The sequence below is a fragment of the Thermorhabdus hydrogeniformans genome (assembly GCF_049310025.1).
Lineage (GTDB): Bacteria > Bacillota > Thermosediminibacteria > Thermosediminibacterales > Tepidanaerobacteraceae > JBJYKD01.
The window spans coordinates 39,142-65,686 of the sequence record NZ_JBJYKD010000007.1; the positions used below are offsets into that span (position 1 = coordinate 39,142).

Here is a 26,545-nt window from a genome sequence, read left to right on the forward strand (position 1 = left end):
CCATGCTAAAAAAGAGGATTATACCATGTCTGGACGTAAGAGGCGGCAGGGTGGTCAAAGGGACCAATTTCATTAATTTGCGCGATGCGGGAGATCCGGTGGAACTGGCTGCTTATTATGACATGGAAGGAGCCGATGAGGTTGTTTTTCTGGATATAACCGCATCGGCTGAAGGTCGGAAGACCACCGTAGAAATGGTAAAAAGGGCCGCCAGAAAGATTTTCATACCCTTCACGGTGGGCGGAGGTATCTCGAGCATTGAAGACATCCGGGAGATCCTCATGGCAGGTGCCGACAAGGTCTCTCTGAACACTGCTGCTGTCAAAAACCCAGAATTGATTTTTGAAGGGGCAAAGCGTTTCGGCAGTCAATGCATAGTCCTGGCCTGCGATACCAGGAAAATCGGCGATAAATGGGAGGTTTACATCAACGGCGGGCGGACGGCCACGGGTATGGATGCCCTGGAATGGATAAAGAAAGCCGTGAATCTCGGAGCCGGGGAAATACTCCTCACAAGTATGGATGCAGATGGGACAAAAGACGGTTATGATGTGGAACTCACAAAGACCGTTGCGGGGATGGTTAATGTGCCGGTGATAGCATCGGGAGGAGCCGGAAAACTAGAACACTTCTTAGATGTTTTTACAAAAGGAATGGCCGATGCAGCCCTGGCCGCATCGGTGTTCCATTACGGCGTTTACAGCATAAGGGAAGTTAAAGAATTTTTACGGTCGGAAGGGATTGAAGTAAGACTATGATGGGCATTGAAGAGATAAATTTTGATGAAAAAGGTTTAATCCCGGCGGTGGTCCAGGATGATAATACCGGAGAAGTATTGATGGTGGCGTATATGAACAGGGAAGCGCTTGCCAGGACCATAGAAACGGGAAGAGCATGGTTCTATAGCCGCGAGCGAAAAACCCTATGGCAAAAGGGTGAAACCAGTGGGAATTTCCAGGATGTAAAAAGGATCATGTATGACTGCGATCAGGATGCTCTGCTTTTAAAGGTGGAACCTAAAGGCCCGGCATGTCATACCGGCCACAGGTCATGCTTTTTCCGGAGCCTTGCAGTGAAAGAAGAGCAGGTGGGAAATATGAGGTTCCGAACCGAAGCCGATTCAACAGGAACGATATGCCAGGACAATCATATAAAGATTCTTGAAGAACTGGTAAATATTATCGATTCGCGATTTAGAGAGATGCCCGAGGGTTCTTATGTGGCGAAACTTTATAAGGAGGGCAGGGAAAGAATATTAAAAAAGATTGGTGAGGAGGCCTCGGAGGTTATAATAGCCTCAATGAGCGGCAGCAAAAGCGACACCATATACGAAACTGCCGATCTGATATTTCATTTATTAATTGCATTGCGCTATGACGGCATTTCACTAAAGGAAATAGCGGAAGAACTAGAAAGGCGCCGCAAATAGCGCATATTATTTTGCATAAATCTGAGCCTGGGATACAAATACTAAAGGTGACCTAAAATATTTACCTAGGAGGGAATTCAACCTATGCCCCGGCGCAACAGACCGGTTAATCCCAAGGCAGAAGATGAACTGGAAAGTTTAAAGGAAGAGGTGGCTGAAGAGCTTCACCTGGATGACGACATTGAAAAACGCGGCTGGGAGAACATGACCACCCGGGAAGTGGGGAAGATAGGCGGCAACATGATTAGAAAAATGATTAACCTTGCTGAAGAAACAATGGACAAAAAGGATGGCAGAATAAAGAAAGATAAAAAAAGATAAAGGGCGGGTAAAGCGTAAAAAACGACCTTGATATTGAAGTTAATACCCGGCTCAATCACCGGGTCACAGGCGGAAACCCTGCAGATATTAATGCAGGGTTGTGTTTTAATGTTCAATCACCAACGCAAAGGCGCAAAATCAGCGCTGGACATAGCTTTTCATTAATGCGGCCAGATAATTGGAGAAATAATGAGATATAAAGCGAATAAAACAAATAAATCCTGATAATAATATCTAATGATTTTTGACACCGGTTATATTCTAAGGTATACTAAGTATTGTCTTAGGGGCGGATAGCTCAGCTGGGAGAGCACGTGCCTTACAAGCACGGGGTCACAGGTTCGAGCCCTGTTTCGCCCACCAAATACGCGGCCCAGTAGTTCAGTTGGTTTAGAACGCCAGCCTGTCACGTTGGAGGTCGAGGGTTCGAATCCCTTCTGGGTCGCCATATAAAGTGCCTTGGTAGCTCAGTCGGTAGAGCAGAGGACTGAAAATCCTCGTGTCGGTGGTTCGATTCCGCCCCAAGGCACCATAAATGTGCGGAAGTGGCTCAGGGGTAGAGCATCGCCTTGCCAAGGCGAGGGTCGCGGGTTCAAATCCCGTCTTCCGCTCCATTTTGTATATAAGGCGGCATAGCCAAGTGGTAAGGCAGAGGTCTGCAAAACCTTTATCCCCAGTTCGAATCTGGGTGCCGCCTCCATTTGTATCATTAAATTTAGAATGCCGGGGTGGCGGAACAGGCAGACGCACAGGACTTAAAATCCTGCGGGTAGAAATACCCATACCGGTTCGATTCCGGTTCCCGGCACCATCGAAAATCATAAAATTGTCAGATATATTTTCAAAAGAAGATGGATGAACATCTTCTTTTTTATTTTGTTCAGTTTGGGTTTTAACAAGCTTCAATCGTTTTATGTCCCGTCCTGTGGGGTCCTGCCAGAAATAGATATATACTTCGCCTGTGTCGGGGTTAAAACGCAATTGACGTATGAAATACCTTACGGCCATCCTTTTTTCCCTGTTAGTGGCCGTAGAGGCCGCTAAAACCGATTCTAAATTATGCAACCTCGCAAGGATTGCGGCTTCCTCAATTCTTTTTGCTTCCGGCGATTCTTTCTGCAGTTCCTGCAGTTCCGCCTCCAGGGCCAGTTTTTCCTCCTGGAGCTTTTCAAGCTGTTCGAGAAGTAAGGGGATAACTTTGGATCCTTTTCCCTGCTGTATGGCGGACATAATATTGTTTATGGAGTTTTCTATTTCCGTGATAGATTTGCGAAGATGTTTTTCAGCCTGGTCTAGGTCTTTATTTTCTTCATTTATAATTTCATTTATCTCCTCTACCATTACCTTTATTCGTGCGGGGGTGAAGTGAGCCTTTATTGCGGCCAGGACTTTAGTTTCTAGTTCTTCCTTCCTGATGGCAACACCTTTGGCACAGCCGGCCCGGCCTTTATTTTTATAGCTGGAGCATATGTAATAATAGTTTTTTGCTACCTGTTGACTGTTGATGTAGCCGCCGCAGTTGAGACATACAAACATGGGCTCCCCGACGGCGTTTTCACCTGAGAACAGATATGGGCTGTCCTCTGCTCTTGTTGGTTTTATATTTTTCTTTCTCTCTACAACCAATGGTCCCATAACCTCCTTTAGTTCTTTCCATTCATCAGGAGTAATTATTGAAGGATGGGCATTTTCTATGACAACCCAGTCGTCCGAATCCTTCCATTTCTGGCCGGTTCCGCGAAGATCCCGACCGGTGCGGTTCCAGTAGTAGAGGCCCGAATATACTCCTTCCAGTGCACGCATACATATTTCGCGAATGGTCGTAACCGACCAGGGTTTCCCGTATCTGTTCAGATATTTTCCGCCTTTTCCGTTTAAATGGTCTCTTATTTGTTTAAGGGGCATTTTCTGCCGCAACCAGAGGTCAAGCACAATGTGTCGAATTATCCAGGCTCTTTCTTCGTCTATTTCCCATAAAAGTTTGACAATGTCTTTCCCTCTGGAATCTTTCCCCCTGATAACCCGCTTATTTATGTATCCATCCGGAGCGATTCCGCCGTTTTTATAGCAGTAACCCGTCTCAGGGTCCCGGGTGCCGGCGTTTCTTGTCATGCCTTTTACGGTATGATAGGCTGTTTCGATACTCCGGGCCTCGTCTTTGGTCTCAGAAATGCCTTCCAGCCAGATGCCGTGGATTGAGTTGCGGTCATATAGCGGCTCGCTGACTCCGATGACCGTTACACCGTGCCGGCGCAACTCTTCCTGCCAGACGACCCGAAGATATTTTCTGCGGGCAAACCGGCTTTTTTCATCGACCAGAAATAGAGATACCCTTTCATTATTTTTTGCAAACTCCAGGAGTTCAAGAACTTCAGGCTCTTCATCCAGCCCGCGGTAAGCGGAATGGTGGAGCTCAACCCATTTTAAAATAGTTACGTTATGTTCGTCCGCCCACTTCTGAATTCGCTGGCGCTGTTCCGGGATGGAAAGGCCTTTTGTGAACTGATCCTCGGTGGAAACCCGGCAGAGAGCCACGGCATACTTGATGTTTCTGGTTTGTGATTTTGGACTGCGTAAATTAAGAATTTCTTTCATAAGAAAGACTCCTTTTCAATAACATTTTGTGTATATTTTTAGATTCATAAACGTTTGTTCTATAAGAAGCTGAAAGAAAAAAGCGGTTGCCCGCTAATTAAAAACACGTTTCTTGAAATCAATAGGAACTACAGAATTACTATATATCATTATTTCTTTCCCAGCATATTTTAAGTTCGCTGTATAATTTAAATCAAACTCATTCTGCTTATAATCTTTATAAAGGTCTCTAATAATTTCAACGTTATCATATGTTACAATCCACGGTTGTTTAATCTTGGTGGTGATTTCTACTGCTAATTTTACGTGATCGTTGTGTTTATAATGATTTTCATATAATTCCGGTCCTTTCTTATAATAGGGCGGGTCTAAAAATATGAAAGAATTCATAGGTAAGTTTGTAACTACAATATTTATAAATTCGATCGCATCTAGATTATGCACTTGTATTTTGCTTTTGTAATTAGCTATTTTTTGTATCCTATGAATTAAATCTTTTTTATTGAATCTACAGTCAATTTTATACTTGCCGGATTGATTTTTCCCCCCAATAACTCCTCCTTTAATAATGCCGGATCGATTAACTCTATTTAAGAATAAAGTTGAAAAACCCAGTGATAGCAAATTATGAGCATATTTATTTCTTTGAATTTCCTTTTGTATATACCATTGGTCCATGTTAACGGGAGTTTGCCAAATTAGGTCGCATAATTCATCAGTATGGTATAAAACGGAATACCAAAAAGCGTAAATAGATCTGTCAATATCATTCAATATTAAGTTATTGACTACGTCTTTAAAAAGTAAAGACAGTGCAAGGCCGGCACCCCCAGCATAAGGTTCTACATAAACGCAACCGCGTAGATTATTATATTCAATTAAATTCTTTATGTATTTGAATAATTTGCGTTTGCCCCCAGGATATCGGAGGGGAGAAATTACTCCCATTAAAAATCACCTGCTATAAATGTTGCCAAGTTCATTATAGCATAGTGTTTTAGATTTGGCCAGCGGCTATTATAAATTTAAAATGGCATTTATAAAGGCGAATAATCCTGCTTTTGCTATTGATTCAAGAATTTCTTTTGTGGCTCTTGTATTTTGGGTTTGATGAACAATGCAATCTAAAAAATCTTTTAACGAGTTATTTTCAAACACAGTGGAAAATATTCTCTCGACCTCATCAGAAAAAAGATTACTCTTATTTTTCGTAAACATTTGTATTATATATTCTAATTTTGGGTCCTTGTCATCGGGGTTAGGTTTAATTCTTTTCCAAAAACCTGTTTTTTTAGCATAATATTTAAGCGTATGCTCTATCAGTGATCGTAACAGCATTGCCGTAGAAATTGGATATTTTGAATAGTGCCCATACTGAGAGAGTCTTTTGATTTCATCCGCGCAAGCAATTAAACCGGTATTTTCGGGATCGTTTTTATCTACACCTGCCCATGTGAGATTTTCGAAAAAGCGAGGTGGAGAAGGAGATGAGCCTTTATCTTTTTCTTTATCTTTTGTTTGATTATTTGACTTAGGCAATTGTTCTGAGTCCTTAATTTGATCATCTTTAGGACCTTTAATATCAAAAGAGTTATTTTTTGGAATATTTGATTCATTAGGTATATCGTTAGGCTTTTTCATCCCGGAATTAATTTTATTATCGTTTTGTGGAATTATATTATTTTCATTTAATAAATCAATTAAACCAGGAACATCAGTAAAATCATTACGCGTATTAATACTGTTGTCTACAAATGCTGCTTTTGCAATTAAATAAATTGCGGTTTTAAATACATCCTCATTTAGGTCAGACTTTGGTTTAAGAGTGTTTTCATCATAATTAATTTTCAATAACTGTGCTCCCGTCATATTATATTCTTTATTTTTTGCTGCAAAAATGCGGAGATATGGCGTGACTTTTATTCCCTGTAAATTTAATTTTGATTTATCTTCCTCAGACCAAAAAGGTAATTCTAAAGCATACATTAAAAGGTTATATTCTTTTATTCCCTGTTCTACCTTAGATTCTTTAATTCTAGTTAATTCGGAAATTTCATCAATAGATTTGCCATTATTGAATGAATTAGTAAAGAATTTGTATTTTGAAATTGTAGACCATTTCTTAGCTCCTTCAATATGCCTAAAAGCTAATGTGCTTTGCGCTTCTTCCCTTGAATTAGCCGCATCAACTTCGATTTGTGATATATTATCAAGGGTTTCTTGGGTAATACGCGGTATGTCTTTATTAAATTTATCCGGAATTAAGTCAGGATTAAGAAGTAGTTGACAAGCGCATATTCTTCGGTTTCCCTCTAAAACCACATAATAATCATTTTCTTTGCAGACTATAACCCTTTCACCTGGCATCAAACCGCCGTAATCTATAATACTTTTTGCTAGAGAAGCTACTTCTTCATATTCCAATAAATAAAGTCTAATATTATCTTGACTTGTATCTGGTGGGATGATAAATCGTGGATTTTTAGCGTCTAATAATATATCTAAAGGTGACATCCTTAATACTTGAAATTTGGGCATAAAATTCCCTCCTGTAAACATCGTCTAAATAAAAAACCTATCCTTGATAAATAATAAATAAAACATAATATTCTTTTAACAAGAAAAAATAAAAATAAGCTAAACAAAGATAAATATTTTAATTAATTGCTATGTTATACGTTGACCATGTTGTCTAACAAAATCCATAAAAGCCTTCAAACTGATCTCATATCGGCTAATGCTTTTTTTGGTTTTGGGATGAATGAAATATTCTATTTTTTTGCCTTCTTCGAAAATAAAATCGCTATTAGATCCAGGAATAATTTTTACCCAATAAGTTATTTCCATATGACCACTCGAACTTTCTTCCCATTCTTTATAGAGTAAAACTTTATCTGATAATTTTTTTATCTCTTTCAGTGACATATTTCCCCCTCTTCACTGAACTCTAAGATAGTTTTTAGTAAGGGGGATTACAAACGTTGCATGGCTCATAGCTACTGTAGGGGTTAAATAAAAACTTATTTGGTATCAATAGGTATTCATCTTATACTTTGCTAACTCTTCCGGCATCCTCAACCAGCGGCTCATTTTCGGGATGTTCAAGCTTTTCTAACCTCATTGTCATCTACCCGACTTTAGCATTATACCGACTGCAACTTTCTGCTACTTTATCTGCTTCGATCTCGAAATATTCATGCTGCATGTCCAGCCCGATAACATACCCTGCTTTTGGTATATCATTTATAATATGCTTTATCTCATGAATAAAAACTTTGCATTGAGTTTCATAATTTATATTGCCGTTAAGAGCCAAATGGTAATTACCCTTTTTGCTCATATATGTAAAACCATATACAGCAGGCGGGAGGTTTGCAATGGTAACCCGTATCCCGAATGCATTCATAACTTCATGAAATGGTATATTACCATCCACTAAAGCCCTGAATAGTGGCTCATCTAGAAGCTCAAACATTCCGCCGTCCTCCTTTTGCTATCTTATACGGCGCAGTATTATTTCCTCATGTGTTGATACTTCGGCTTCGATTCGATCCAGTTTATCACTATTCTGTTTGTATCCGTCGAATAGCGCTGAAAGTTTCTCACCATGCTCCTTTTCGATTTTAAGTACGATTTTTTCAAGCTCGTCAATTCTTTGGTTTACCTGATCCATTCTTTGGTTCACCTGATTAAATCTTTCATCTACTCGATTAAATCCTTTTTGCATTTCAGCATACAGCTTTGTCATAAGGTTTAGCATTTCATTATCCATCGAAATCCTCCTTTGACTAATATTAACGAATTTATAAATCATCATGTGCGGCTTCTTCATCTTCGATGGCCTTGATTATGCGGATTATCTTCTTGATATCGCCGGGAGGCATGTCTTTAATCTGTTTAAAGAGTAATTTTAAATCCTCCCGATTCTTTAGTTCATCCCAGAACTTCGCCAGCTCTGGATCGTCAGAGATGGAGTCGGTGATTTTCTCGGCAGGGTTGCGAATATTGGAAACTCCCATTAACCAGTCAAGAGTAACCTGAAAATATTCAGCTATTTTTTTCTTAATTTCATCATTAGGAGTGCTTTTATCACTTTCATATAAAGAAACTGCATATTTTGTTACTCCGAATAATTTTCCGAATTCTTCCTGAGTCATTTCTTTTTCAAGTCTAAGTTGTTTTATTCTTTCGCCTAATGTTGGCATTTCAACACCCTCATGTTTAAAATTACTAAACTGATTTTATTATAAACCTGTCTATTTTTTCTGTAAATATAGTTTAAAAAACTTCAATTTATATTGAAAATCTATTGACAGTTTAATTATACTCTACTATAATAATAGATGAAGTTGAGCAGAATTCAACAGAGGAGGTATAAAATTGAATCTACATAAACTCAAAGAGCTTAGAAAAGCTAAAGGTTTAACACAAGAACAGATGGCTAAACTACTGGGATACAAGGATAAAAGCGGTTATTGTCAACTTGAAAATGGTGACATCAAAATGACATTAGAAAAGGCCATTAAAATTAGTAAGATACTTGAAGCTGATATCAAGGAAATTTTTTTTGAAGTAAATGTTGAGAGCTGCTCAACAAAAATTAAGCAAACCGCATAACTTTGAAAGGGAGAAAAGAAGCCATGATACCTAAAATAGTTGAAATGGAATCCCGGCCGCCGGAAGGTATGACCCGGGAACAACTGGAAAGAATACCCCGGCCTAATATGCTGGCACTGGCCCGGAAACTGGCTATGGAGACAAAAGACGAACTGTATTTGTCAAGCTTTACTTAACTCTTTTAACATACTGTCATGATAAGCGACCTTAAGGGAGAGCCGGTCCAGCTTTCCTTCAATTCGGGAGAGAGAGTCAAGAACGCGGTCGTTTACGTCTAACTGGACTTCGCGGGCGTCGAAAAGAGCTTTGACCTTAGCAACTAATTCATCCTCCATTCGTATTTGAGATTCTTCTACACGCCGGACTTTTTCCTCCATGGAGGTTACTTTATCTACTAAAAGTTCAAGGAGTTCGCGTTCTGTCATTATTATTCTCCTTTCTGGTCCTTCATAGTCTGTATAAACCTTGCGAGAAGTTCGGCCTGCTCAGGTGTAAGGTTTTTAACTTCTTTCATGAGTGAGGATATTTCTGGAGGGATTTGACGTTCTTCTTCAGAAAAGAATTCGGCAAGCGTTATGCCGAGCGCGTCGCAGATTTTCTGGAGGGTTTGTAAGGACGGTGTATTGATATTACGCTCAATATTACTTAAATACTCACGAGTTAAACCAATTTTTTTAGATAAAGCAGTTATAGTAATGGTTTTAGATTTTCTTATTTCTTTTAATCTTTTTCCTATATCCATACTTACTCCTCTTAATAAACTTGTAATATTATACTTCACATTTATTATAAGTGGATTGTGTAAAAAAGACAAGATATTTAAAGAAAGTTAAAGAAATATCGAGAAATTAAATTTAAATTGTGAATTATGACATTACATATAAATTGATTTTAGCGAAGTTATACTTTACAATAGTAATCAAAGTGGGGTGATACATTGCTAAGAATAAAAGAAACGAGAGAGTCAGTAGGTTTAACTCAAAAAGAATTAGCAAATACAGTTGGAGTTTCTAGAGAATATATTTCTGCACTTGAAAACGGTCGTTATAGCCCATCATTAAATTTATTAAAAAAAATCGCTAAAACCTTAAATGTGAGCGTCAAGGACCTAATAGAAGACGAATCCGCCTAAAATATATATTCTCTATCTTACATTAATTTCCTTCAAGTGTTCTTATGAAGGGGGTACTTAGATGATACCAAAGATAATCGAAATGGAATCCGGGCCGCCGGAAGGCATGACCCGGGAACAACTGGAAAGAATACTCCGGCCTAATATGCTGGCCCTGGCCCGGATTTTAGCCATGGAGATAAAAAAGGATATGGAGAATAAAGACCAGGACGCCCGCTAAAAACCCGGTGAAAAAACGCTGTGTCAAACGCTTACGCTGCTTCGGCGGTTAAAACAGGGGGTGGCATGATATGAATTCATGGGTTGAATTTGCTCCGGTAAAAAATAAAAGCATGATTTTTAACCTGGCAGAAAAACTGATGCAGATTAAGCCTGTGAGGCTTGAAAGTGTGCCTGAAGGATGGAAGTTAAGTATTTTGGTGGGAAAGGAGAAGAAGGATGGAGAAAAGATGGGCCAGCTGGTCTGAGATGGAGGAGCAGTATAGAGAAGGGGCTTTGGCCTTGAAAAAGGTGCGTGAAAGGATGAAGGCTGACGATTATCAGGGCACCGTTGCCGATAGGGAAATTATGGGCGGTATGATACGGGACCTGGAGGATACGAGGAGGGTCCTGAAAACCAAGGTACTGTATGAATTCGGGTCATTGTCGGAGAATGAACTGGTGCTTTTGACGGACAGACAACGGGAAATTGCGGAGCTACGGCAGCGGTATAACTACCGAGAAATAGCCGAAATCTTGGGTATATCACCAAAAACGGCATTTGATGTTTTTCAGAAGGCCGTGAGGAACGTAAAAAAGATTAAACGCCAGGGAGAAAAAGGATTACCGATTGGCTTAAGCCCGCAGCAAGAACAAATATACATATTAAGCCGTCAAGGTAAAAGCCCAAAAGAAATCGCTGAGATAATTGGATGTGATTATAGGTCCATTCATACTCAGCTAAAACGAATCAGTAAAAAGGTAGACAAAAGCGCAAGGTAATTGACCACACTATAAGTGTGCCTATAGGAGCCGATAGGCTTTTTTATTTTGTCCTTTTAAGATACAAAATCTAAGGGAGGTATTAAACCTTGAAACATGGCTTAATTAAGGATTTAAACAGCATTTATGATATTTTGCAAGATTACGACTTAACAAAAATGGTTCAAAGTATGGATCTATGCGGCTGTAATGAAATTCTGAGGGATTATGTGATTTTATCCCAAAGAATATTGCAAAAGATGATAAAACCAGACAAATCTTCCGGCCAACGCAAAAACAGGGGAAGGTTTACTTATCGCCGGGTATCAGCGCAAGCACATTAAAATCGAGAGGTGATAGGAGTGGACAGGAGGCTTTTCTCTATATTGGAAAAGCATGACGACTGGTTTAATGACAAGGGAGACGAGAAGAACTTGCAGGCTAAAGAGGCAATATACGTTTTTTACAAAGAACTTTTAAGATATAAACCTGCAAAAGACGAAAGGTCGTTATTTTATTATAAAAGGACATTTGATGAGCAATGTGCTGCCAGGGCGCTGGCAAGTATAAAACAAGCCTTTAAGGAACAGAAATATATGAGAGCGGCCAATGAAATAATAACGCTAATGCATTATGAGCCGGGGGGAAGAATGGGAAAAACAATACATGAAAGTCTTAAAAAGCTGCTGGAAGAAGAATTGAGCCTGTAATCCTCATAATGGGAAAAGGCTCATTTATTTTGACTTAAAACAACAACCCGCCGGAAGGGGGGAAAGGAGAGGCCTCAAATGAGCGTTCATGACCTGCTGAATCTAAAAATTCCTTTTAAACTTAAAGAAACAGAAATGGTTTTTAGTTACGAGATGTTTACTTATGGGGTGCTTGTTCTCTCGGATGGGGAAGGCATTAAAATGTTTAAAAGCAGTTTGTATAGTCAATTTTTGGATAAGGTTCCTGATCTGGAACTGATAGATAACAATGATCTCAAGTTTTTTAAAGACAATTACTACGATAAAGAGAAGGGATTCTCTGATTTTAACGTAAAACCGGTTATGTTTTTTGTGGATATCAAAAATGATTATAATCCTCTAAAAGCCATATGTCATAGAAGGGCGAGAACTTTTCCTTATGGATTAATCTCTTTTTTGAACATTGAAGAAGGTTTAATTTTTTCCCGATATGGTAAATATTATAGAATTTTGATCATAGATAGAGACATTAAAGATAAAAGCTTGATTGATTTTATTTGGAATACCGATAAAGGCTCGGATATAACGATAAAAACATCAGAGTATTTATTTAAAAGTGACTTTAAGTTATTTATGTCCGATGATATCAGGATTTTCATATAAATCTTTATAAATACAATCAGTTTTGATTTTATAGCCGTTTTTTTGCCAAAAAATTTCTAGCTCTTTTCGTCTGGCGGCATTTTGGGAAATCCTTCATAAAAAACAACAACCCGCCGCAAGGCGGAAATAAAGAAAGGAGCGGTATTATGTCCGATGCCTTGACAGATATTGAACGTGACATCCATCTTGCGGAGCTGGAACGGGAAATTGAGGAGAAGGAACGACAGTTTTTAAAAACTCCCTCAAGGCAGCTTGCCGGGGAGTTGTATTGTTTATGGAAAAGTTATACGGAAAGGCCGTGCGGATACAGTGCTTCTCCTGATTGTTTAAAAGCCGCCGAAAGGATTGCTTTTTACAATGACTGGACGGAGGGAAGGGGTGTTGAATTTTTACGGAAGTATTATAACAATGATACCCTGGTTCTCGGGATAGGGGAAGGTTTTATTGTAGAGCCGAATATTGACAGATTTATTTTGCGGACATTATACAAAACGATAGGGCCTGTTTATCACAGCAAGGTGGCCGTAAAAATAACGGTTGAGCCTGTCGGGAAGATAACATGCAGTCAATGCCCTTATTTTGGCCAATACTACCATCTTGGCTGCGAGTCTTATGTTAAAGAAGAATACAGGGAACGCAAGAATAGGTTAAGGAGGAACAGATATGATCAATAACGTTACGCTCGTTGGAAGGCTGACCAGAGACCCTGAATTGAAGAAGGTGAATGATATTTCAGTATGTGCTTTTACGCTTGCCGTGGACAGGAATTATAAGAACAGCGAAGGAGAAAAAGAAACGGATTTTATACCCGTTACGGCATGGAGAAAGCTGGCCGAAATATGCGGGGACAACTTGAAAAAAGGCAGGATGGTAGGGGTTTGCGGCAGGATACAGACAAAAACATGGGAAAATGGAGAAGGAAAAAAGTCCAGGACTACGGAAGTGGTGGCGGATAATGTGGTTTTTCTGGATAAAAAGATCGATGATTAGCTGTGGATACTGCCGGACCTGATGGATTTGTGGACAAGTCTCACAGGCTCGACTTGTCCACAAGCTCCACAGGCCCTTGGATAAGTCTCGCATGATGCTCTACTTATCCACAGTATCGCACAGCTTCTGCTGCTGTTTTTTTTATATTTATTTATTTTTTCCCTGGGGGCTGGGATGTATGTTGTTAAAGATTATACCCTGCAGCTTAAAGGAAGCAAATGAGTTCATAAAGGAGATGATATTTTGGATCCTGTTTTGCGATATCCCGGGGCTAAATGGTCCATAGCGGACTGGATCATACAGCACTTTCCACCGCATCAGGTATATTTGGAGCCGTTTTTTGGCTCCGGAGCGGTGTTTTTCAGAAAAAGGCCGGCCGGTATAGAAACAATAAACGACATAGACAGTAATGTAGTTAATCTATTTCGTGTTATACGAGACCGTCCTGAAGAATTGGCACGGTTGATAGAGTGTACGCCGTGGTCCCGGGAAGAATACCAACAGAGCTGCGAACAAACCGGTGATCCTCTGGAAGATGCGCGCCGCTTTTTAGTGCGCTGCTGGCAGTCTTATGGAACCGATTTATATCGAAGGCCGGGATGGAACAACAGTAAACGGGCAAGTCTCCGGGTAAGCCGCAACAACGAATTTTTAAAGCTGCCGCAGATTGTATTAGAGATAACACGGCGGCTGAAATATGCTCAAATAGAAAATATGGATGCCGTAAAGCTTATTAAGGAATACAATTATCCGGAGGTCCTTATATATGCCGATCCGCCATATATGATACAAACCAGGACCGCCGGTAAACGGTACAAGAACGAAATGACAACCGAAAAGCATGAGGAATTGTTAGAAACTCTTAAAAATCATAAGGGGCCGGCTTTCATTTCAGGATATCCCAATGAACTTTACGACCGGGTGTTAAGCGGCTGGTCCATAGACATAATAGAAACTACAACCATGTACGGCAAAAAAAGGAAAGAATGCATTTGGATAAACCCAATTGCTGCCGAATATCATCGGCAATACAGCCTTTTTAGCAGCTGGTAATTAAATTACTGAGGATGATTAATAATGGGCAATAGCTACTTTTCAAGGTTCGGTGAAATAATAGCCCGTAACGGAATAGCTTCTATACCGGACGCCATATTCTCCTGTCAGAGAGAACTTAATCTCGGCGTCGGCGAGTGCTGGTTTGTGGCCCAGATTCTCAGGCATAAATGGACCACCGAACTGCCGCGGCCTTCTTTGCGAAAAATGGCAGCATATACAGGCGTGAGCGAAAGGACCTTGCACAATTATAAAAACTCGTTAGTTGAGAAAGGGTACCTTATTCTTCAAAATCGTTTGGATAGGACAGGCAGAAAAGATACGAACTACTACGATTTTTCTCCTCTTTTTGATGCAATTATAGAGATCCTGAACAGTAAAGATAATACAGCTAACCCGATTGAAGAAGAAAATGAGGAATTAGAAGTTGAAGGGGTATCTGAAAATATTTCAGATAGGGGGGTATCTGAAAATTTTTCAGATAGTATCTGTAAATTTTTCAGTGGGGTATATGAAAATTTTTCAGAACACAAACAGAAGAATATACAAACAGAAAAATATATAAATAACAACAACCCGCCGAAAGGTGGAAAAGACACCCGGCCCGAGGCCGGGGTTGTTATTGAAGAAAACGAAAAAGATTCCCAGCCTTCGGCTGGGGTTGTTGTTGAGATTAATAAAATCTTTCAGCAGGCGACCGGGAGAGATAAGCTTTCGTTTTTCAACATGCTGGTTTTAGAATATGGTCCCGATGCCGTCAAAAAAGCGGTGATGTATCTTAAAGACTCACTTGAAAGGAATGAAATTAAAAATCCGGAAGGCTTTGTTGTTGAGGCCTTGAGAAATAAATGGGACCTGGAAACATTTGATTATCAGAAGTTTCTGGATATTAGAAACAAGAGGCGTCTGGAAGAGACTCAAAAGCTGCTGGATGAAATAAAGGACACCAGGGCATCGCCGGAGAAGGCGAAAGAGTATCTTCGGGAAATAAAAGAAAAGCTTAAGGGCGAACAGAAAGAGGTGTTGTAATTGACGGCGGATAAAGGCAGAGTTATTACCTGGTGGAGCGCCGGGGGAGGAGTGGGAAAAACCGTTCTTGCGGTAGCCCAGGCGCTGGCTCTTGCGAAAAGGTCCGAAAAAGTCGCGCTTCTCGACTTCAAAGAAGGTATGCCGCACATACATAAAGTCTTGGACATAGAATTGCAGGACCTGGCGGGTATATACGACGCAGCGGAGAGGGGTGTGCTTTCGGCGGATGTCGTGAAGGGGTATATGCGGGAAAAACGCGGCCTGCGGGTTCTGACGGGCATCCCGATGGAGGAATTTGAGAGATTTAAAGGTCGGCATTTTTCCGCCATTATCGGGGCACTCAGGGGCGAGTTTGAACACATCATTGTCGACACCAATGCCGGGGTATTTTTTTCATCAACGGAAGCGGCCCTCCGGGAAAGCGACGGGATAAACGTGGTGCTTTTACCGGATAAAATTTCACTGGAAGACACGGCGCAGATGGTGGAATTTGTATGCGATAGATGGGGAATCCGGCGCGGTAAGGTGGAAGCCTTCTTGAACAAGTATGACCGGGACGGTATTGATCCGGAGACCGTCGAGAGGGTCCTCGGCTTTAATACAAAAGCCGTGCCGTATGACGGCAGACTTAAAGATTTGTCGCGGCCGGGAATCATAAGGGTGTTAAAAGATATGGCCCACGTTTTTCAAGTACCGGATGGGTGCAGAAAAGACCTCGGGCGGAGATTCATAAAAGTTTTTTCGGGTGGGAAGGTGATACCGCATGTCGCTGATAAATCCGTTTGAGGTTCGACCATATGGCATCGAAGCAGAAAAAAAAGAAAAGCCGGAAGATGATTATGCCGGTGAAATCGTGGATGAATTGGTGCTAAGTAAATCCGATCTCATCACCGCCGTCCAGGAAGGAAAGGCATCAAACGTCATGCTCACGGAAGAAATTAAAAGTATCATCCGGAACAAAAAAATTCATGTTCCTGACATTGCAGCCTTAGCTAAAAAAGTCGTGGATATTCTTTTCGGATATGGCATCCTTCAGCCTTATGTCGCCGACCCGGATATATCCGACATATTGGTTAATTCAAGTAATGTAGTGTTCATTAAGAAGTTCGGCAAAAAAATTCGGGTGCCGGTGGACTTCGGGAGTGAACAAAATCTTCTGAAATACTGCTACAAGGTTGCCGCCATGTGCGGCGGGAAGCTGGACGAGAACTCCAACGCCGAGGCGGTGCTGACTGACAGGAAAAGAAATTTGAGAATTGTAATATCTTTAAAGCCCGTAAATGTTTTGTCCCCTTCCATCTGCATCCGCAAGCCTACCACCGGTTTTTCTTTATCGGAACTGGTCGAGAAAGGGATGATGACACCTGAAGAAAAGGCGTTCTTTGAAGAAGCGGTGAAGGAAAGAAAGACTATAGTAATTGCCGGTAAGGGCGGCAGTGGAAAAACCACACTATTAGGCGCTTTGATTGATGAAATGCCGGAAGATGAGAGAGGGCTTTTAATCCAGGAGACTTTTGAAATAAAACCGAAACATCCGGATGTGGTGTGTAAACTGGTGAAGCTTTCGGATAATCCCGAAGTGAAGGATTACACTCTCTTTGAACTGACAAAGATAGGGCTGCTGATGTCCCTCGACCGCATTTTCATAGGCGAGATAAAGGATCGAGAGGCCTTTGACTTTTTCAATGCCGTATATACCGGACATACCGGTTCAATGGCGACCGTGCACGCAAACTCCGCCGGAGAGGTGGTAAACAGGCTTGTGCAGCTTATGAAAAGGTCCGGAACGGATATTCCTTTTGACGACCTGAGAGAAATGCTTTATTCGTCCCTGGATCTTGTTGTATTTATGAAGGACTATAAAGTTGTCGAGATTGAAGAGGTAAGGAGGTGAGCCGTTCTGAGTTTAATCTTTGTGACAAATGCTGTTCTGCTTTTTATTGCAATATATTTTCTGCTTGACATAAAGTTAAACGGCTCCCGGGTTAAGCGCTTTTACTTCAGGGAATACGAGAAGGTCTTAAAAAAAGTCCTGGGGAACAATGGTTTTTTGAAGAGAAGATATGAAGACATCCAGAAAGCCATACTGCGGTCGGGAATAAAAAATTATATACCTCTGGACGCTGGCGCTTTTATTTGTTTGTGCATGGGTTTATTCATACTGGCGTTTTTCTTTTTTATGAAGCTTGGCATACTGGCTGCTTTGATGTATGCGGCGGCGACGATATATGTGCCGTTTGCCGTCCTGTCTTTTATGACCGTATTGAATCAGAGGAAGATAAAAGGCATGTATCTCAACTTCCTGAATACTTTTTCGGGGTTTTTTAATATCGAAGGCAATATGGTAAATTCCATAAAGTCCGCTGCTGAGTACGTCGGGGAGCCTTTGCGGTCCATACTCAGAAGACATGTGACGGTATATGAACGATCCATGAAAAGTATGGAGGAATTTCTGGACGGCATAATGTCGGAGATAAGTGACAGGGAGTTCAGGAAGTTTTTTAAGTTTGCCGGATTGCATGCAAAATACGGCGGGAATTTCCAGAAAGCCCTGGCAAAACTCCGGGAGCAGGGCGAAAAACTGGCCGGTGCAGAAAGCCAGAAAGGGGCCGGCGCAGCCGTCAGTACAATGATCATACTGGTAATGATTGTTATAAACCTTATGATGATCGTCAATATTTCCGGTGACACGGAAGCGGTGTATATCCTCAAAAACACCCTCACGGGGCAGATGATCCTGGTTTCCAATGCGGCGGCCATCATCTTTGCATTGTTTATGATTAAAAACATAAACGCTTTGGATTAACGAAAGGAGGTGATGATATATTTTACCTTTTTGCGGTTTTGTTGGTTATACTGGTTATGATATTTTACACATGCCTTAACGAGTATCATATCTACCAATTAAGGAAAAAGATTTATCAAATAAGCTTCAAAGACAGTATTACTGCCGCCGTCAGCAAACGGGTCAGAAAAGGGACCCTGGCGAAAATCCGGGAAAAGATCGGAAAAGCGGGAAATCCACCGGGACTTACTCCCGAAACTTATATCCTGGCCCATATAGGGCTGTTTATTTTTGCGGTTTTTTACGCTTTTGCAGTGCACATGGAATGGGCCCAGGCTGTTTTATTCACAGGCATTTCGTTCTGTCTGCCGGACCTGTATCTATTAATTAAAAAGAGAGAGCGGGAGCGGGCGTTCAGAAACGAGATGCCCGAGATAGTGGACATGTTTGAACTGGGGGCTGCGGTGGACGTGCCCCTGGAAGACGTGTTCCTGCTGGCGGCGGATAGCGCCGAGAAAAAGGAGGTGAAAAAAGAGCTGGCGAAACTTTCCGCCGAGTATTTCATTACCCGGGATAAGGAGGTGTGTCTGAAAAAGTTTTGTGACAGCGTCGGCCTGCCGGAAGTGAACGTACTTTCCACGGCGCTGCTCCAGGGCGAGCGTACCGGCAGGACTGTGGAGATATTGTCTTCCCTTTCTTCGTCGCTGTTTAATACTGCAATAGCCAAGATAACGAGGGAGGACAAGATGACGGAATATAAGGCTCTGACGGTACTGTTTATACTCATGGCTTCCATTGCAATGCTCTATATTTACCCGTATTTCACAAATTTAAACGGAGGCATGAAAACAATTTTTTGATAAGGAGTGAGGTTTAATGCTTAGAAATTTTGTAAAGAAAATAAAAGAACATATAACCAGCAGAAAAGGCGCCGAAATTGTGGCTATTGCTCTTGTCCTGCTATTTATTATTCTTGCGGCGGCACCGCATATAAAGACATTGGGCAGGACTACCGGCACCGGTGTGAGTAATTTGAACACTCAGATGGAGGATACTCTAAACGAGTGAAATTGAGGGGGTGGGGTTGCCCCCCTCTTCGATATTTTTGGAGGTAAGTTCATGGAGGTTAAAATAGACTGGATACAGACCATTGCCCAATATATTACCGGCGTTGTTTTTATTTTTTTAAAGGTACTACTGCCTATATATTTTTTAGCTGTTTTACTGGAAGACATTATTGTTTTTCTTTTTTGCAGACGGCTGTCCGGCACTGGATACGTAATCCGCAACACCATCTGCCAGGGGCCTGATATTGCCGCCACGGTCAAATACCTTTTGCTGAGCTACGAGAAGGACCGTAAGAAAGTGGCTGATATTTTCAGGAAAGATTTTAAAGAACTCGTCTTGAAATCACTTGCTGAATACCCGGTTATATATATAAATACAAACAAGTTCGTGTATAAGAACGTGCTTTTGCCTTTGCAAACGAATGGAGTGCTGGCGGTGGAGACAATATCCGGATACCGTGCGCCTCAGATAATTGAGAAGGTGCAGATCATGGACTGGTATTCTGTTGTGAGGTGTATATGGGATATAAAAGCTTTAAAAAGGCTTTTCAGGATGGAGATGATACGTAAATATCGTTTAAAGAGGGTTGAACCGTATGTTTAAGAAAGGTTTCTGGAAAAAAGGCGGCGCTGAGATTATAGGTTTTATCCTGGTGCTGCCTTTTCTGATACTGCCGATTGCAAATACTGTGTACATGCTATCTTCCCTGGTGAACTATGACATCATCCGCCAGGCGGCCAGGGATGCGCTTTTACGGATGGAGATTGAGGGCGGGCTTACGTCAGACGGATTATACGCACTGGAGGGTTATCTACAGTCAAAGGGGCTGGATATGGACAGAGTCCATATTGACTACACTCCGTATCCGGTGGAATACGGGGATGAGGTCAGAATAAAAATAAGTTACGGCTATACGAAAAAAAGATATATCATCGGCCTGGGGGGAATAAAGCGAATTGATGAAAATGCGACGATGGTCTACGGCCCTCTGTTTTCGGTCAGTAAGAAGTATGAAAGATAAAAGGGGGTCCGGTTCTCTCATATTGGGTCTTCTTTTTTTGATACCGTTTTTTGTCTTCAGTGTTTTTTTGATTGAGAGTAAGTATCTGTATACGACCAGGGCTGTAGCCGATGATGCTGTGGTGGCGGCGGGTCTGGCGGCTCTGAAAAGCAACAACCCCTATGATGCGGCATATGGGGAATACGTGCTTGATCCCTCAGCTGCCAGGATAACTTTTGATGAATACTTAAAAAAGAATATGAAGCTGGACGATGCATTTAACCCTCTGCCGGGAAGTGTGGCCGCCGGGACGGTAAGAATTGATGAATTCCGGGTATACAATCCCGGTGATTATCCTGCTACATGCCCCTGGGGAGTGTCCATAAATCGAACGGCAATCCACGTGGTTGTGAGATTCCAGGTGAAAAGACCTGCATTGACGGGGCTTTTCGGGGAAACGGTGAACGTAACAATCCACCGGGATGTGGACAATTTCTATAGGTTGGAGGAATGATGAATGCCTTTTTACAACAGAAGAAGGATCGTATTGTTGACTGTGAGTCTGATTCTGGCAGCCGGTATTACTTTTTTTGAGTATACATATTTCAGCAGTATGGCTAAGAAGGAACAGACGGTTCGGGTCGTCGTTGCAGGTTCAAATATCTCTGCCGGGTCCAGAATCGACGGTATGGAGAGCGTGAAAGACATACCCGCATCGGCGTATGTTAAAGACATGTTGAGGGCCGACCGGCCTGTTTCCGGTTTTGCAAAGGTGGATATATCTCAGGGGTCATATATTCTCCGGAGTATGATTTCAGAATCAAAGGTCCCGGTCGTAAAGGATGGTATGAGAAGGGTTACCATCGGAGTCAACCTGGTGTCGGCCCTGGCAGGGAGGATTAAAGCCGGGGATTATGTGGATGTGGGTTATATCCCCGGGAAGGAGACGAAAGAAGGGAGCGGGCAGCCGGCGGTGATAGCTTCCGGCGTCCAGATTTACAATATCGTCAACAAAAACGCGGCGGATACGGACAGGCCGAAAGGCGAAAAAGATAACCAATATGATAATGATTCAGTCATCCCGGCAGCGGTGACTTTGATAGTCACGCCGGAGCAGGCGGTGACAATCAAGGACCTGGAAAGCAGGGGAAGTCTATTTTTAATGGGGTACTAATTTTATGCGAAGGAGGATTTTAAAATGCAGACGGTAAAAGATAAATGCTGCGGCACGTGCAAATTTCTGGAGTCAAGGCCGGGGAAATATAATCTTCAGGAAACATACTGCAGGCTGGACGGAAAAGTTCGATATAGGAACGATATGGCGGACTGTATAGGCTGGAAGGAACGAAAAACATGAAATGTCACTATTGTGAAAAAGAAATTATGCGAGGAGCTATCAAAGTATGTAACATGTGTTTTTGCGATATACGATGTGAAGTCTTTCATGCACTGGATATATATCCCGATCTTGCAAATGATTTAAGAAAGGTGTATCCGGAATTAGTTAAAGAGTGGGAGGAACAATAATGAGCGAAGAAGACATTAACGTCAGAATATCGAAGCAGGTGGCGGCATACAGAGAAGCATATACGGGAACAGCAAGAGCGCGGAGGGCAGAGCGCTGGAGGCGTATAAGCAGCAGATGAGCAAGTGTGTCCGTCGAATCTTCAAATTTCTGGTGGAGAAAAGAAGATTTAAGAATGTTCAGCAGCGGCGATGAATGCAGAAGGAGGCGATTGAATTGCTGATAGATCCCACGCCTATGAGCAGGAAAGCTCCGCTTCCACACAACTGGAAGCCAAGGCAGTCAATGAGCCGGTATCCGTTTTATTTGAGCATTTTTTACTCAGACAGGCGCATTTACAATCCCCATTCTGATATAATCAAGCTAAATTGGAATAAAGAGGAAGACTTCATGGGCCGAAAAGAGCGGAAGGAGTGAAGGCTATGAACATAGAAGAACTAATTAATAGTATAAAGAGTCTTGTTGAGCAAGGCACCTTTGCGGTTCTTGCAGTATTGACCAAAGAAGGTGATGTGATACTCAGACCCATCGGTGGAAGATGGGATGCCGGAATCGTCGATGCTGTAAAGGAAATGGCTGAAAAATACCCTGGATGTAAAATGCGGCTTTTTGAGCAGAACTACGATGACTGGGAAAGATACTTTCGGGGGATCATATCAAAAAATCAATTGCTTTAATTTTTGCAGGGATAGGCAAGGCGGTAGAGAATATATTAATTAATTATAAAATCTGCGTATATATTGAATAAATGGAGGTCTTTATGTCTTTTGATAATTCCTTTTCCTCTAAAGAGCCAGAACTTCGTACTGTCAGGGTTGCTGATATTGTCGAGTTTCCTACAGAATTAGGGAATAGATGCCTTCTTTTGCATGAGCTTGGCTTAAACGCTTACTTGAATACCGAGGAGGAACTTTTTAGTGCTCTTACTGAGAGTGCACGGCATTCCGAGTATTTAAATATCTGTCTGCAGCACAGCCGCTGCCGGGCTTTTTGGAATATGTTTAAAAAAGGGATTACTCCGTTCAATGAGCGTGATCCTATACGGCTCATAGAACATGGGGGCCGTTATTGGGTAATTGAAGGCAAACATCGCGTCTGTCTGGCGAAGAGGGCTGGAGTAGAGAGCTTGGAAGCCTATATTTGGCCCCTTCAAGAAGATATGGAATCTTTGTTGTCTCCTGAAGGAAATCCGGGGCACTTTCAGTTTCATTATTCGTTAACTTTAGGGAATCGTCAGCAAGCCCAGGGGGAAGCAGCCATTTTATGGGTGAGCAGTCCGCATGGAATTCCGCTTACCAGGTTTGATTTTTCGCCTGTCTTGCTTGATGCAAGACAGGATACAGAAGAAAAGCTTATTACGCTTTTTCCGGGGCTTATATATCGTGTTTCCGTGACTATTATGACTAAAAGATTAGGTATATTTCAACGTCGTGAGTTATTATCAGTGAAGTCAGAAGTTTTTATCGAACCAAATCATAAAAAAACAAAGATTTGGCTTTTAAAGGTACCTGCTGAGGAAGCTCTATCGTTACGTCCGGCAGGCCTTCTTCCGCTGACTACTGTGTATCGTTTTGGGTGTTGGCGTCAACACCACTTAAATCGTTTATCTCGCACTTGCTTCGGTGCTTTTTAAGTTATATCCTTCGCAGGATATTGAGTAAATTATCTGCAAATGATACAATAAACTCGAGTAATGAATGATTACGAGAAGGCGTTATATATGGAATCAATTCAATCAAAAGAAGAAAGAATTTCCAAAAGAAAGCAGTGTCTGGAAAAAGAACTGTACAGAATTGTTTCCATCTTGATTGAAAAATATGATCCATTAAAGATTATACTTTTTGGATCACTGGCAACAGGTAAAACCGATGAATATAGCGATATAGACTTGGTTGTAATTAAAAATACTACCAAAAATTTCTATGACCGACTTGAGGAAACAGTAGATTTACTCCAGGAAAATGTTGATACCGATATAATTATATATACTCCTGAAGAGGCCAAAGAATTAGAAGAGAGCGATATGTTTTTTAGAGAGGAAGTAATAAAGAAAGGGAGGGTGCTTTATGAATACATCTGTTCAGTCTAAAGAAGATAAGATCGCAGAGAGAAAAAAGTTCCTTGAAAAAGAATTAGATAGAACAGTTTCGGCCTTAATTGAAAAATATAATCCTTTAAAAATCATACTTTTTGGGTCCCTTGCAACGGGCGACATCCATGAGTATAGTGATATAGACTTGGTTGTAATTAAAAATACTACTAAGAACTTTTATGATAGGCTTGAGGAGACAGTAGATTTACTACAAAAAAATGTTGGCACCGATATAATCGTATATACTCCTGAAGAAGCAAAAGAATTAGAAAAGGACGATATGTTTTTTAGAGAGGAAGTAATAAAGAAGGGTAAGGTGCTTTATGAAGCAAAATAAATGGGTAAATTTTTTCTTAGATGATATCAAAGCCGCAAATATCATGCTAAGAGAAGAGCTGTATAACCATACATGCTTTTTTGCCCATCAAGCTACAGAAAAGGCTTTAAAAGGTTTTCTTGAGGAAAATAAAGTAAATCCTCCTAAGGAACATGATCTTATTGATCTAACAAAACGCTGTCAGAAAATAGATAATAATTTTTCCAATATATTATCAAAGGTAGATTTCTTAAACCAATTTTATATACCATCACGCTATCCCACAGCTTTCATTGGTTCATCATCCAGTGGAATGCCGAGCAAAAACCAGGCAGAGAAAGCCCTTGGATATGCGAAAGAAATAACCGACTACTGCCTTAATGCCATCCGGCAAAAGGCTGCTGAAAAAGAAGAAAAGCAGGAAATACATAATGAAAACCGCCAGGTTAAAAAGAAGGATATTGACAGAGGCTTTGACAGGTAACGGTCATATAAAAACAACAACCCGCCGCAAAGCGGAATTATGCAGCTTTGCATCGAGCCTTCGGCACCATGCAAAGCTTTTATTATACCTTTTCGGGGCCGGAGCACCATTGCCCCGGGCGGGTCAATCGTGCTCGTTTTGAAAGCTGGACCGCCTCACGGCCTGAAAGATTTTAAATGGCGGCAGGGCTTTACGTCAAGGGGTTCGCTTCGCCGCCGTGAGCATAAGGAATATAATGTCTTGGGTATGCAGCGAAGAAGAAGTAATGAAATTTCTTTCAGACATGACTTCCATCCTTAATAACGGTAATGAAAATACCAGCCTATACATAGTAAAAGAGAATAATCCAGGTGATAAAACCAATAAATTTATGATTGAGTATAATGTAACAAGAAAAATAATATATCAGGAGCTGCTCAAATTAGACATAACGAACTATTCATATACAGATTATGACGATAATCCTAAATTTAAAGGAGAGATGATATGGGTGTTTGGCCAAATGTTTGGAAGTATTGAGGTTTATATTAAACTGAAACTGAGACAAAAGGTTATATGTCTTTCTTTTCATGAAAAGGAATATGATTTACAATACCCATACTTATGAAATGGGTAAACGGAGGTGATAAAAATGAAAAATTACTGCTACTACTGTGATAAAGAAGTGGAATATGAAGTAAAAGAAAAAGATGTTATTGTTTCTATTAAGGGCGTTGATGTGGCTTATAAGGCTAAAATAGCTTTTTGTGAAGTCTGCGGAAATGAAATAGATGTTCCGGATTTGGAAGAACAAAATATAAAAACGGCTAATACCGAATATAGAAAAAAAGCCGGTCTTATTACCAGGGAAGAAATTGAGAATATATTAAATACGTATAACATCGGCAAAAAACCGCTGGCCAGGCTGTTAGGTTGGGGTGAAGTTACGATAGAAAGATACCTCAACGGTATCACACCATTGAAGATTTACAGCGATGAATTGAAAAAACTACAAAACCCTGCTTATATGAAAAAAGTCTATGAGTCAAATAAAGAGGTTCTAACTGATAGTGCAAGAAGAAAAATTGAAGCGGCTTTAGAGCGGTGTTTAAAATTTAAAGAAAAACGTACTGTAGACGTATTTAATGTTGCTGATTTTTTTCTATCTAAAGTGGATGTAGAGGCAGGTAGTTCTATTACACCGTTAAAGTTACAAAAGCTTATATATTATGCCCAGGGCTGGCATATGGCGTTTTTTGATAAACCTCTATTTGATTCCGAACTTCAAGCATGGATACATGGTCCGGTTTCACCGGAAGTTTATTATAAGTACCAAAATTATAAGTATAACGAGATAGAAAAGGTTGATTTTGATTACTCCTCTGTTTTTGACGCCGAACAAATACAATTGTTAAATAAAATTTATGACGTATATGGGGTTTTTGATGCAATTTTATTAAGAGAGATGACGCATAAAGACAAACCATGGAAAAAAGCAAGAAAAGGTCATGCTCCGGACCAACAATTAAACGAAATAATTTTAAAAGATAGTATAAGGGATTATTTTAAAGAAATAAAAGAACTCTTTGATATAAACGAAATTGCTGATATTAAAAAGAGTCTAAGGCTTTATGAGGATATTATATATGAGAAATAAAAATAGCAAATAAACTCAAAGATGAACACAAAAATATAGCTTTGCATCGTGCCATCGGAGGCCTCCGGCACCATGCAAAGCTTTTATTATACTTTTTTTCTCGGGCCGGAGCACCATTGCCCCGGGCGGGTCAATCGTGCTCGTTTTGAAAGCTGGACCGC

Annotated in this window: 42 protein-coding genes, 6 tRNA genes and 1 pseudogene; 40 read left to right on the forward strand and 9 right to left on the reverse strand. The window is 40.9% G+C overall.

The genetic code is table 11. The features are described from left to right. Window positions 1-2 precede the first annotated feature (2 nt). From hisF to ACKX14_RS04960, 9 genes are all read left to right on the forward strand, one after another. The gene (hisF, locus tag ACKX14_RS04920) at window positions 3-758 is read left to right on the forward strand and encodes an imidazole glycerol phosphate synthase subunit HisF (protein WP_422445249.1); all 756 of its coding nucleotides are present in this window, start codon (window positions 3-5) and stop codon (window positions 756-758) included. Next, entirely contained in the window at window positions 755-1,429 is a 675-nt protein-coding gene (gene hisIE, locus ACKX14_RS04925; RefSeq protein WP_422445251.1) for a bifunctional phosphoribosyl-AMP cyclohydrolase/phosphoribosyl-ATP diphosphatase HisIE, read from the forward strand. The genes hisF and hisIE overlap by 4 nt, the downstream gene beginning before the upstream one ends. Before the next feature lie 84 nt (window positions 1,430-1,513). Further along, a complete protein-coding gene (locus ACKX14_RS04930) occupies window positions 1,514-1,750 on the forward strand; it encodes an alpha/beta-type small acid-soluble spore protein (protein ID WP_422445253.1) in 237 nt (78 codons plus the stop codon). A gap of 287 nt (window positions 1,751-2,037) precedes the next feature. Then, window positions 2,038-2,113 (forward strand) — tRNA-Val (locus tag ACKX14_RS04935). 7 nt (window positions 2,114-2,120) lie between these two features. Continuing rightward, a tRNA-Asp gene (locus tag ACKX14_RS04940) sits at window positions 2,121-2,198 on the forward strand. Between the two features lie 8 nt (window positions 2,199-2,206). Beyond that, window positions 2,207-2,282, forward strand: a tRNA-Phe gene (locus ACKX14_RS04945). 7 nt (window positions 2,283-2,289) lie between these two features. Next, window positions 2,290-2,364 (forward strand) — tRNA-Gly (locus ACKX14_RS04950). 12 nt (window positions 2,365-2,376) lie between these two features. Continuing rightward, window positions 2,377-2,450: transfer RNA gene (locus ACKX14_RS04955), tRNA-Cys, on the forward strand. A 22-nt stretch (window positions 2,451-2,472) separates the two neighbouring features. Further along, window positions 2,473-2,561, forward strand: a tRNA-Leu gene (locus ACKX14_RS04960). A gap of 572 nt (window positions 2,562-3,133) precedes the next feature. Here the strand turns inward: ACKX14_RS04960 and ACKX14_RS04965 are convergent. From ACKX14_RS04965 to ACKX14_RS04995, 7 genes and pseudogenes are all read right to left on the reverse strand, one after another. Next, a pseudogene (locus tag ACKX14_RS04965) lies at window positions 3,134-4,345 on the reverse strand (recombinase family protein); the annotation flags it as partial. Window positions 4,346-4,438: 93 nt separating this feature from the next. Next, window positions 4,439-5,293, reverse strand: a complete 855-nt coding sequence (locus ACKX14_RS04970) for a DNA adenine methylase (protein WP_422445255.1) — start codon at window positions 5,291-5,293, stop codon at window positions 4,439-4,441. Window positions 5,294-5,362: 69 nt separating this feature from the next. Then, window positions 5,363-6,883 (reverse strand): ParB/Srx family N-terminal domain-containing protein, encoded by a 1,521-nt coding sequence (locus ACKX14_RS04975; RefSeq protein WP_422445257.1) that lies wholly within the window; start codon window positions 6,881-6,883, stop codon window positions 5,363-5,365. A 129-nt stretch (window positions 6,884-7,012) separates the two neighbouring features. Beyond that, entirely contained in the window at window positions 7,013-7,270 is a 258-nt protein-coding gene (locus ACKX14_RS04980; RefSeq protein ID WP_422445259.1) for a hypothetical protein, read from the reverse strand. A gap of 202 nt (window positions 7,271-7,472) precedes the next feature. Further along, on the reverse strand, window positions 7,473-7,820 hold the full coding sequence (locus tag ACKX14_RS04985; RefSeq protein WP_422445261.1) for a hypothetical protein: 348 nt from the start codon (window positions 7,818-7,820) through the stop codon (window positions 7,473-7,475). A gap of 18 nt (window positions 7,821-7,838) precedes the next feature. Then, a complete protein-coding gene (locus tag ACKX14_RS04990) occupies window positions 7,839-8,117 on the reverse strand; it encodes a hypothetical protein (protein WP_422445263.1) in 279 nt (92 codons plus the stop codon). A 31-nt stretch (window positions 8,118-8,148) separates the two neighbouring features. Continuing rightward, the gene (locus ACKX14_RS04995; protein WP_422445265.1) at window positions 8,149-8,550 is read right to left on the reverse strand and encodes a helix-turn-helix domain-containing protein; all 402 of its coding nucleotides are present in this window, start codon (window positions 8,548-8,550) and stop codon (window positions 8,149-8,151) included. Between the two features lie 175 nt (window positions 8,551-8,725). Between ACKX14_RS04995 and ACKX14_RS05000 the strand changes: the two genes are divergently transcribed. After that, window positions 8,726-8,962 carry a helix-turn-helix transcriptional regulator gene (locus tag ACKX14_RS05000; protein ID WP_422445267.1) on the forward strand — a complete coding sequence of 79 codons (237 nt, stop codon included), beginning with the start codon at window positions 8,726-8,728 and terminating at the stop codon, window positions 8,960-8,962. A 23-nt stretch (window positions 8,963-8,985) separates the two neighbouring features. After that, the gene (locus tag ACKX14_RS05005; protein ID WP_422445269.1) at window positions 8,986-9,138 is read left to right on the forward strand and encodes a hypothetical protein; all 153 of its coding nucleotides are present in this window, start codon (window positions 8,986-8,988) and stop codon (window positions 9,136-9,138) included. On the opposite strand, the gene ACKX14_RS05010 is transcribed toward ACKX14_RS05005, so the two are convergent. Next, window positions 9,124-9,387, reverse strand: a complete 264-nt coding sequence (locus ACKX14_RS05010) for a hypothetical protein (RefSeq protein ID WP_422445271.1) — start codon at window positions 9,385-9,387, stop codon at window positions 9,124-9,126. The two genes, ACKX14_RS05005 and ACKX14_RS05010, sit on opposite strands and share 15 nt — an antisense overlap. A gap of 2 nt (window positions 9,388-9,389) precedes the next feature. Beyond that, a complete protein-coding gene (locus ACKX14_RS05015; protein ID WP_422445273.1) occupies window positions 9,390-9,704 on the reverse strand; it encodes a helix-turn-helix domain-containing protein in 315 nt (104 codons plus the stop codon). A 195-nt stretch (window positions 9,705-9,899) separates the two neighbouring features. Here ACKX14_RS05015 and ACKX14_RS05020 point away from each other — a divergent pair, with 195 nt between their 5' ends. The 29 genes from ACKX14_RS05020 (at window position 9,900) to ACKX14_RS05160 (ending at window position 26,384) form a co-directional block, all read left to right on the forward strand. Beyond that, entirely contained in the window at window positions 9,900-10,094 is a 195-nt protein-coding gene (locus tag ACKX14_RS05020; RefSeq protein WP_422445275.1) for a helix-turn-helix transcriptional regulator, read from the forward strand. Between the two features lie 61 nt (window positions 10,095-10,155). Further along, on the forward strand, window positions 10,156-10,314 hold the full coding sequence (locus ACKX14_RS05025) for a hypothetical protein (protein WP_422445277.1): 159 nt from the start codon (window positions 10,156-10,158) through the stop codon (window positions 10,312-10,314). 70 nt (window positions 10,315-10,384) lie between these two features. Then, window positions 10,385-10,561 (forward strand): hypothetical protein, encoded by a 177-nt coding sequence (locus ACKX14_RS05030; protein WP_422445279.1) that lies wholly within the window; start codon window positions 10,385-10,387, stop codon window positions 10,559-10,561. Further along, window positions 10,533-11,075: a sigma factor-like helix-turn-helix DNA-binding protein gene (locus ACKX14_RS05035; protein WP_422445281.1), complete on the forward strand. Its 543-nt coding sequence runs from the start codon at window positions 10,533-10,535 to the stop codon at window positions 11,073-11,075. The genes ACKX14_RS05030 and ACKX14_RS05035 overlap by 29 nt, the downstream gene beginning before the upstream one ends. An 89-nt stretch (window positions 11,076-11,164) precedes the next feature. Next, entirely contained in the window at window positions 11,165-11,398 is a 234-nt protein-coding gene (locus ACKX14_RS05040; protein ID WP_422445283.1) for a hypothetical protein, read from the forward strand. 18 nt (window positions 11,399-11,416) lie between these two features. Beyond that, window positions 11,417-11,764 carry a hypothetical protein gene (locus ACKX14_RS05045; protein ID WP_422445285.1) on the forward strand — a complete coding sequence of 116 codons (348 nt, stop codon included), beginning with the start codon at window positions 11,417-11,419 and terminating at the stop codon, window positions 11,762-11,764. A 78-nt stretch (window positions 11,765-11,842) separates the two neighbouring features. Beyond that, complete coding sequence (locus ACKX14_RS05050) at window positions 11,843-12,406, forward strand: hypothetical protein (RefSeq protein WP_422445287.1); 564 nt, start codon at window positions 11,843-11,845, stop codon at window positions 12,404-12,406. Between the two features lie 146 nt (window positions 12,407-12,552). Continuing rightward, on the forward strand, window positions 12,553-13,080 hold the full coding sequence (locus tag ACKX14_RS05055; protein ID WP_422445289.1) for a hypothetical protein: 528 nt from the start codon (window positions 12,553-12,555) through the stop codon (window positions 13,078-13,080). Beyond that, window positions 13,070-13,396, forward strand: a complete 327-nt coding sequence (locus ACKX14_RS05060) for a single-stranded DNA-binding protein (protein ID WP_422445290.1) — start codon at window positions 13,070-13,072, stop codon at window positions 13,394-13,396. The genes ACKX14_RS05055 and ACKX14_RS05060 overlap by 11 nt, the downstream gene beginning before the upstream one ends. Before the next feature lie 243 nt (window positions 13,397-13,639). Then, complete coding sequence (locus tag ACKX14_RS05065; RefSeq protein WP_422445292.1) at window positions 13,640-14,449, forward strand: DNA adenine methylase; 810 nt, start codon at window positions 13,640-13,642, stop codon at window positions 14,447-14,449. Window positions 14,450-14,689: 240 nt separating this feature from the next. After that, on the forward strand, window positions 14,690-15,478 hold the full coding sequence (locus ACKX14_RS05070) for a hypothetical protein (protein WP_422445294.1): 789 nt from the start codon (window positions 14,690-14,692) through the stop codon (window positions 15,476-15,478). After that, a complete protein-coding gene (locus ACKX14_RS05075) occupies window positions 15,479-16,264 on the forward strand; it encodes a CpaE/TadZ family protein (RefSeq protein ID WP_422445296.1) in 786 nt (261 codons plus the stop codon). Then, entirely contained in the window at window positions 16,242-17,372 is a 1,131-nt protein-coding gene (locus tag ACKX14_RS05080; protein ID WP_422445298.1) for a TadA family conjugal transfer-associated ATPase, read from the forward strand. Before ACKX14_RS05075 ends, ACKX14_RS05080 begins: the two co-directional genes overlap by 23 nt. A 21-nt stretch (window positions 17,373-17,393) precedes the next feature. Beyond that, window positions 17,394-18,284: a type II secretion system F family protein gene (locus tag ACKX14_RS05085; RefSeq protein ID WP_422445300.1), complete on the forward strand. Its 891-nt coding sequence runs from the start codon at window positions 17,394-17,396 to the stop codon at window positions 18,282-18,284. Between the two features lie 56 nt (window positions 18,285-18,340). Next, window positions 18,341-19,123, forward strand: coding sequence for a type II secretion system F family protein (locus ACKX14_RS05090; protein ID WP_422445302.1), 783 nt, complete (start codon window positions 18,341-18,343; stop codon window positions 19,121-19,123). Window positions 19,124-19,139: 16 nt separating this feature from the next. Beyond that, a complete protein-coding gene (locus tag ACKX14_RS05095; protein WP_422445304.1) occupies window positions 19,140-19,331 on the forward strand; it encodes a flagellin in 192 nt (63 codons plus the stop codon). Between the two features lie 51 nt (window positions 19,332-19,382). Next, entirely contained in the window at window positions 19,383-19,934 is a 552-nt protein-coding gene (locus ACKX14_RS05100; protein ID WP_422445306.1) for a hypothetical protein, read from the forward strand. Continuing rightward, window positions 19,927-20,352, forward strand: a complete 426-nt coding sequence (locus ACKX14_RS05105) for a hypothetical protein (RefSeq protein ID WP_422445308.1) — start codon at window positions 19,927-19,929, stop codon at window positions 20,350-20,352. The genes ACKX14_RS05100 and ACKX14_RS05105 overlap by 8 nt, the downstream gene beginning before the upstream one ends. Further along, window positions 20,342-20,845 carry a hypothetical protein gene (locus ACKX14_RS05110; RefSeq protein ID WP_422445310.1) on the forward strand — a complete coding sequence of 168 codons (504 nt, stop codon included), beginning with the start codon at window positions 20,342-20,344 and terminating at the stop codon, window positions 20,843-20,845. Before ACKX14_RS05105 ends, ACKX14_RS05110 begins: the two co-directional genes overlap by 11 nt. A gap of 3 nt (window positions 20,846-20,848) precedes the next feature. Continuing rightward, the gene (gene cpaB, locus ACKX14_RS05115; RefSeq protein ID WP_422445312.1) at window positions 20,849-21,505 is read left to right on the forward strand and encodes a Flp pilus assembly protein CpaB; all 657 of its coding nucleotides are present in this window, start codon (window positions 20,849-20,851) and stop codon (window positions 21,503-21,505) included. 24 nt (window positions 21,506-21,529) lie between these two features. Next, entirely contained in the window at window positions 21,530-21,688 is a 159-nt protein-coding gene (locus ACKX14_RS05120) for a hypothetical protein (RefSeq protein ID WP_422445314.1), read from the forward strand. A 384-nt stretch (window positions 21,689-22,072) separates the two neighbouring features. After that, a complete protein-coding gene (locus ACKX14_RS05125) occupies window positions 22,073-22,273 on the forward strand; it encodes a hypothetical protein (RefSeq protein WP_422445316.1) in 201 nt (66 codons plus the stop codon). Window positions 22,274-22,278: 5 nt separating this feature from the next. Continuing rightward, on the forward strand, window positions 22,279-22,533 hold the full coding sequence (locus ACKX14_RS05130; protein WP_422445318.1) for a hypothetical protein: 255 nt from the start codon (window positions 22,279-22,281) through the stop codon (window positions 22,531-22,533). Between the two features lie 83 nt (window positions 22,534-22,616). After that, window positions 22,617-23,489 carry a hypothetical protein gene (locus ACKX14_RS05135; RefSeq protein ID WP_422445320.1) on the forward strand — a complete coding sequence of 291 codons (873 nt, stop codon included), beginning with the start codon at window positions 22,617-22,619 and terminating at the stop codon, window positions 23,487-23,489. A gap of 87 nt (window positions 23,490-23,576) precedes the next feature. Next, window positions 23,577-23,945, forward strand: coding sequence for a nucleotidyltransferase domain-containing protein (locus tag ACKX14_RS05140; protein WP_422445322.1), 369 nt, complete (start codon window positions 23,577-23,579; stop codon window positions 23,943-23,945). Then, a complete protein-coding gene (locus ACKX14_RS05145) occupies window positions 23,923-24,285 on the forward strand; it encodes a nucleotidyltransferase domain-containing protein (protein WP_422445324.1) in 363 nt (120 codons plus the stop codon). The genes ACKX14_RS05140 and ACKX14_RS05145 overlap by 23 nt, the downstream gene beginning before the upstream one ends. Further along, window positions 24,272-24,748, forward strand: coding sequence for a HEPN domain-containing protein (locus tag ACKX14_RS05150; protein WP_422445326.1), 477 nt, complete (start codon window positions 24,272-24,274; stop codon window positions 24,746-24,748). The genes ACKX14_RS05145 and ACKX14_RS05150 overlap by 14 nt, the downstream gene beginning before the upstream one ends. A gap of 217 nt (window positions 24,749-24,965) precedes the next feature. Continuing rightward, window positions 24,966-25,355, forward strand: coding sequence for a hypothetical protein (locus ACKX14_RS05155; protein ID WP_422445328.1), 390 nt, complete (start codon window positions 24,966-24,968; stop codon window positions 25,353-25,355). A gap of 24 nt (window positions 25,356-25,379) precedes the next feature. Next, a complete protein-coding gene (locus tag ACKX14_RS05160; RefSeq protein WP_422445330.1) occupies window positions 25,380-26,384 on the forward strand; it encodes a type II TA system antitoxin MqsA family protein in 1,005 nt (334 codons plus the stop codon). Window positions 26,385-26,545 lie beyond the last annotated feature (161 nt).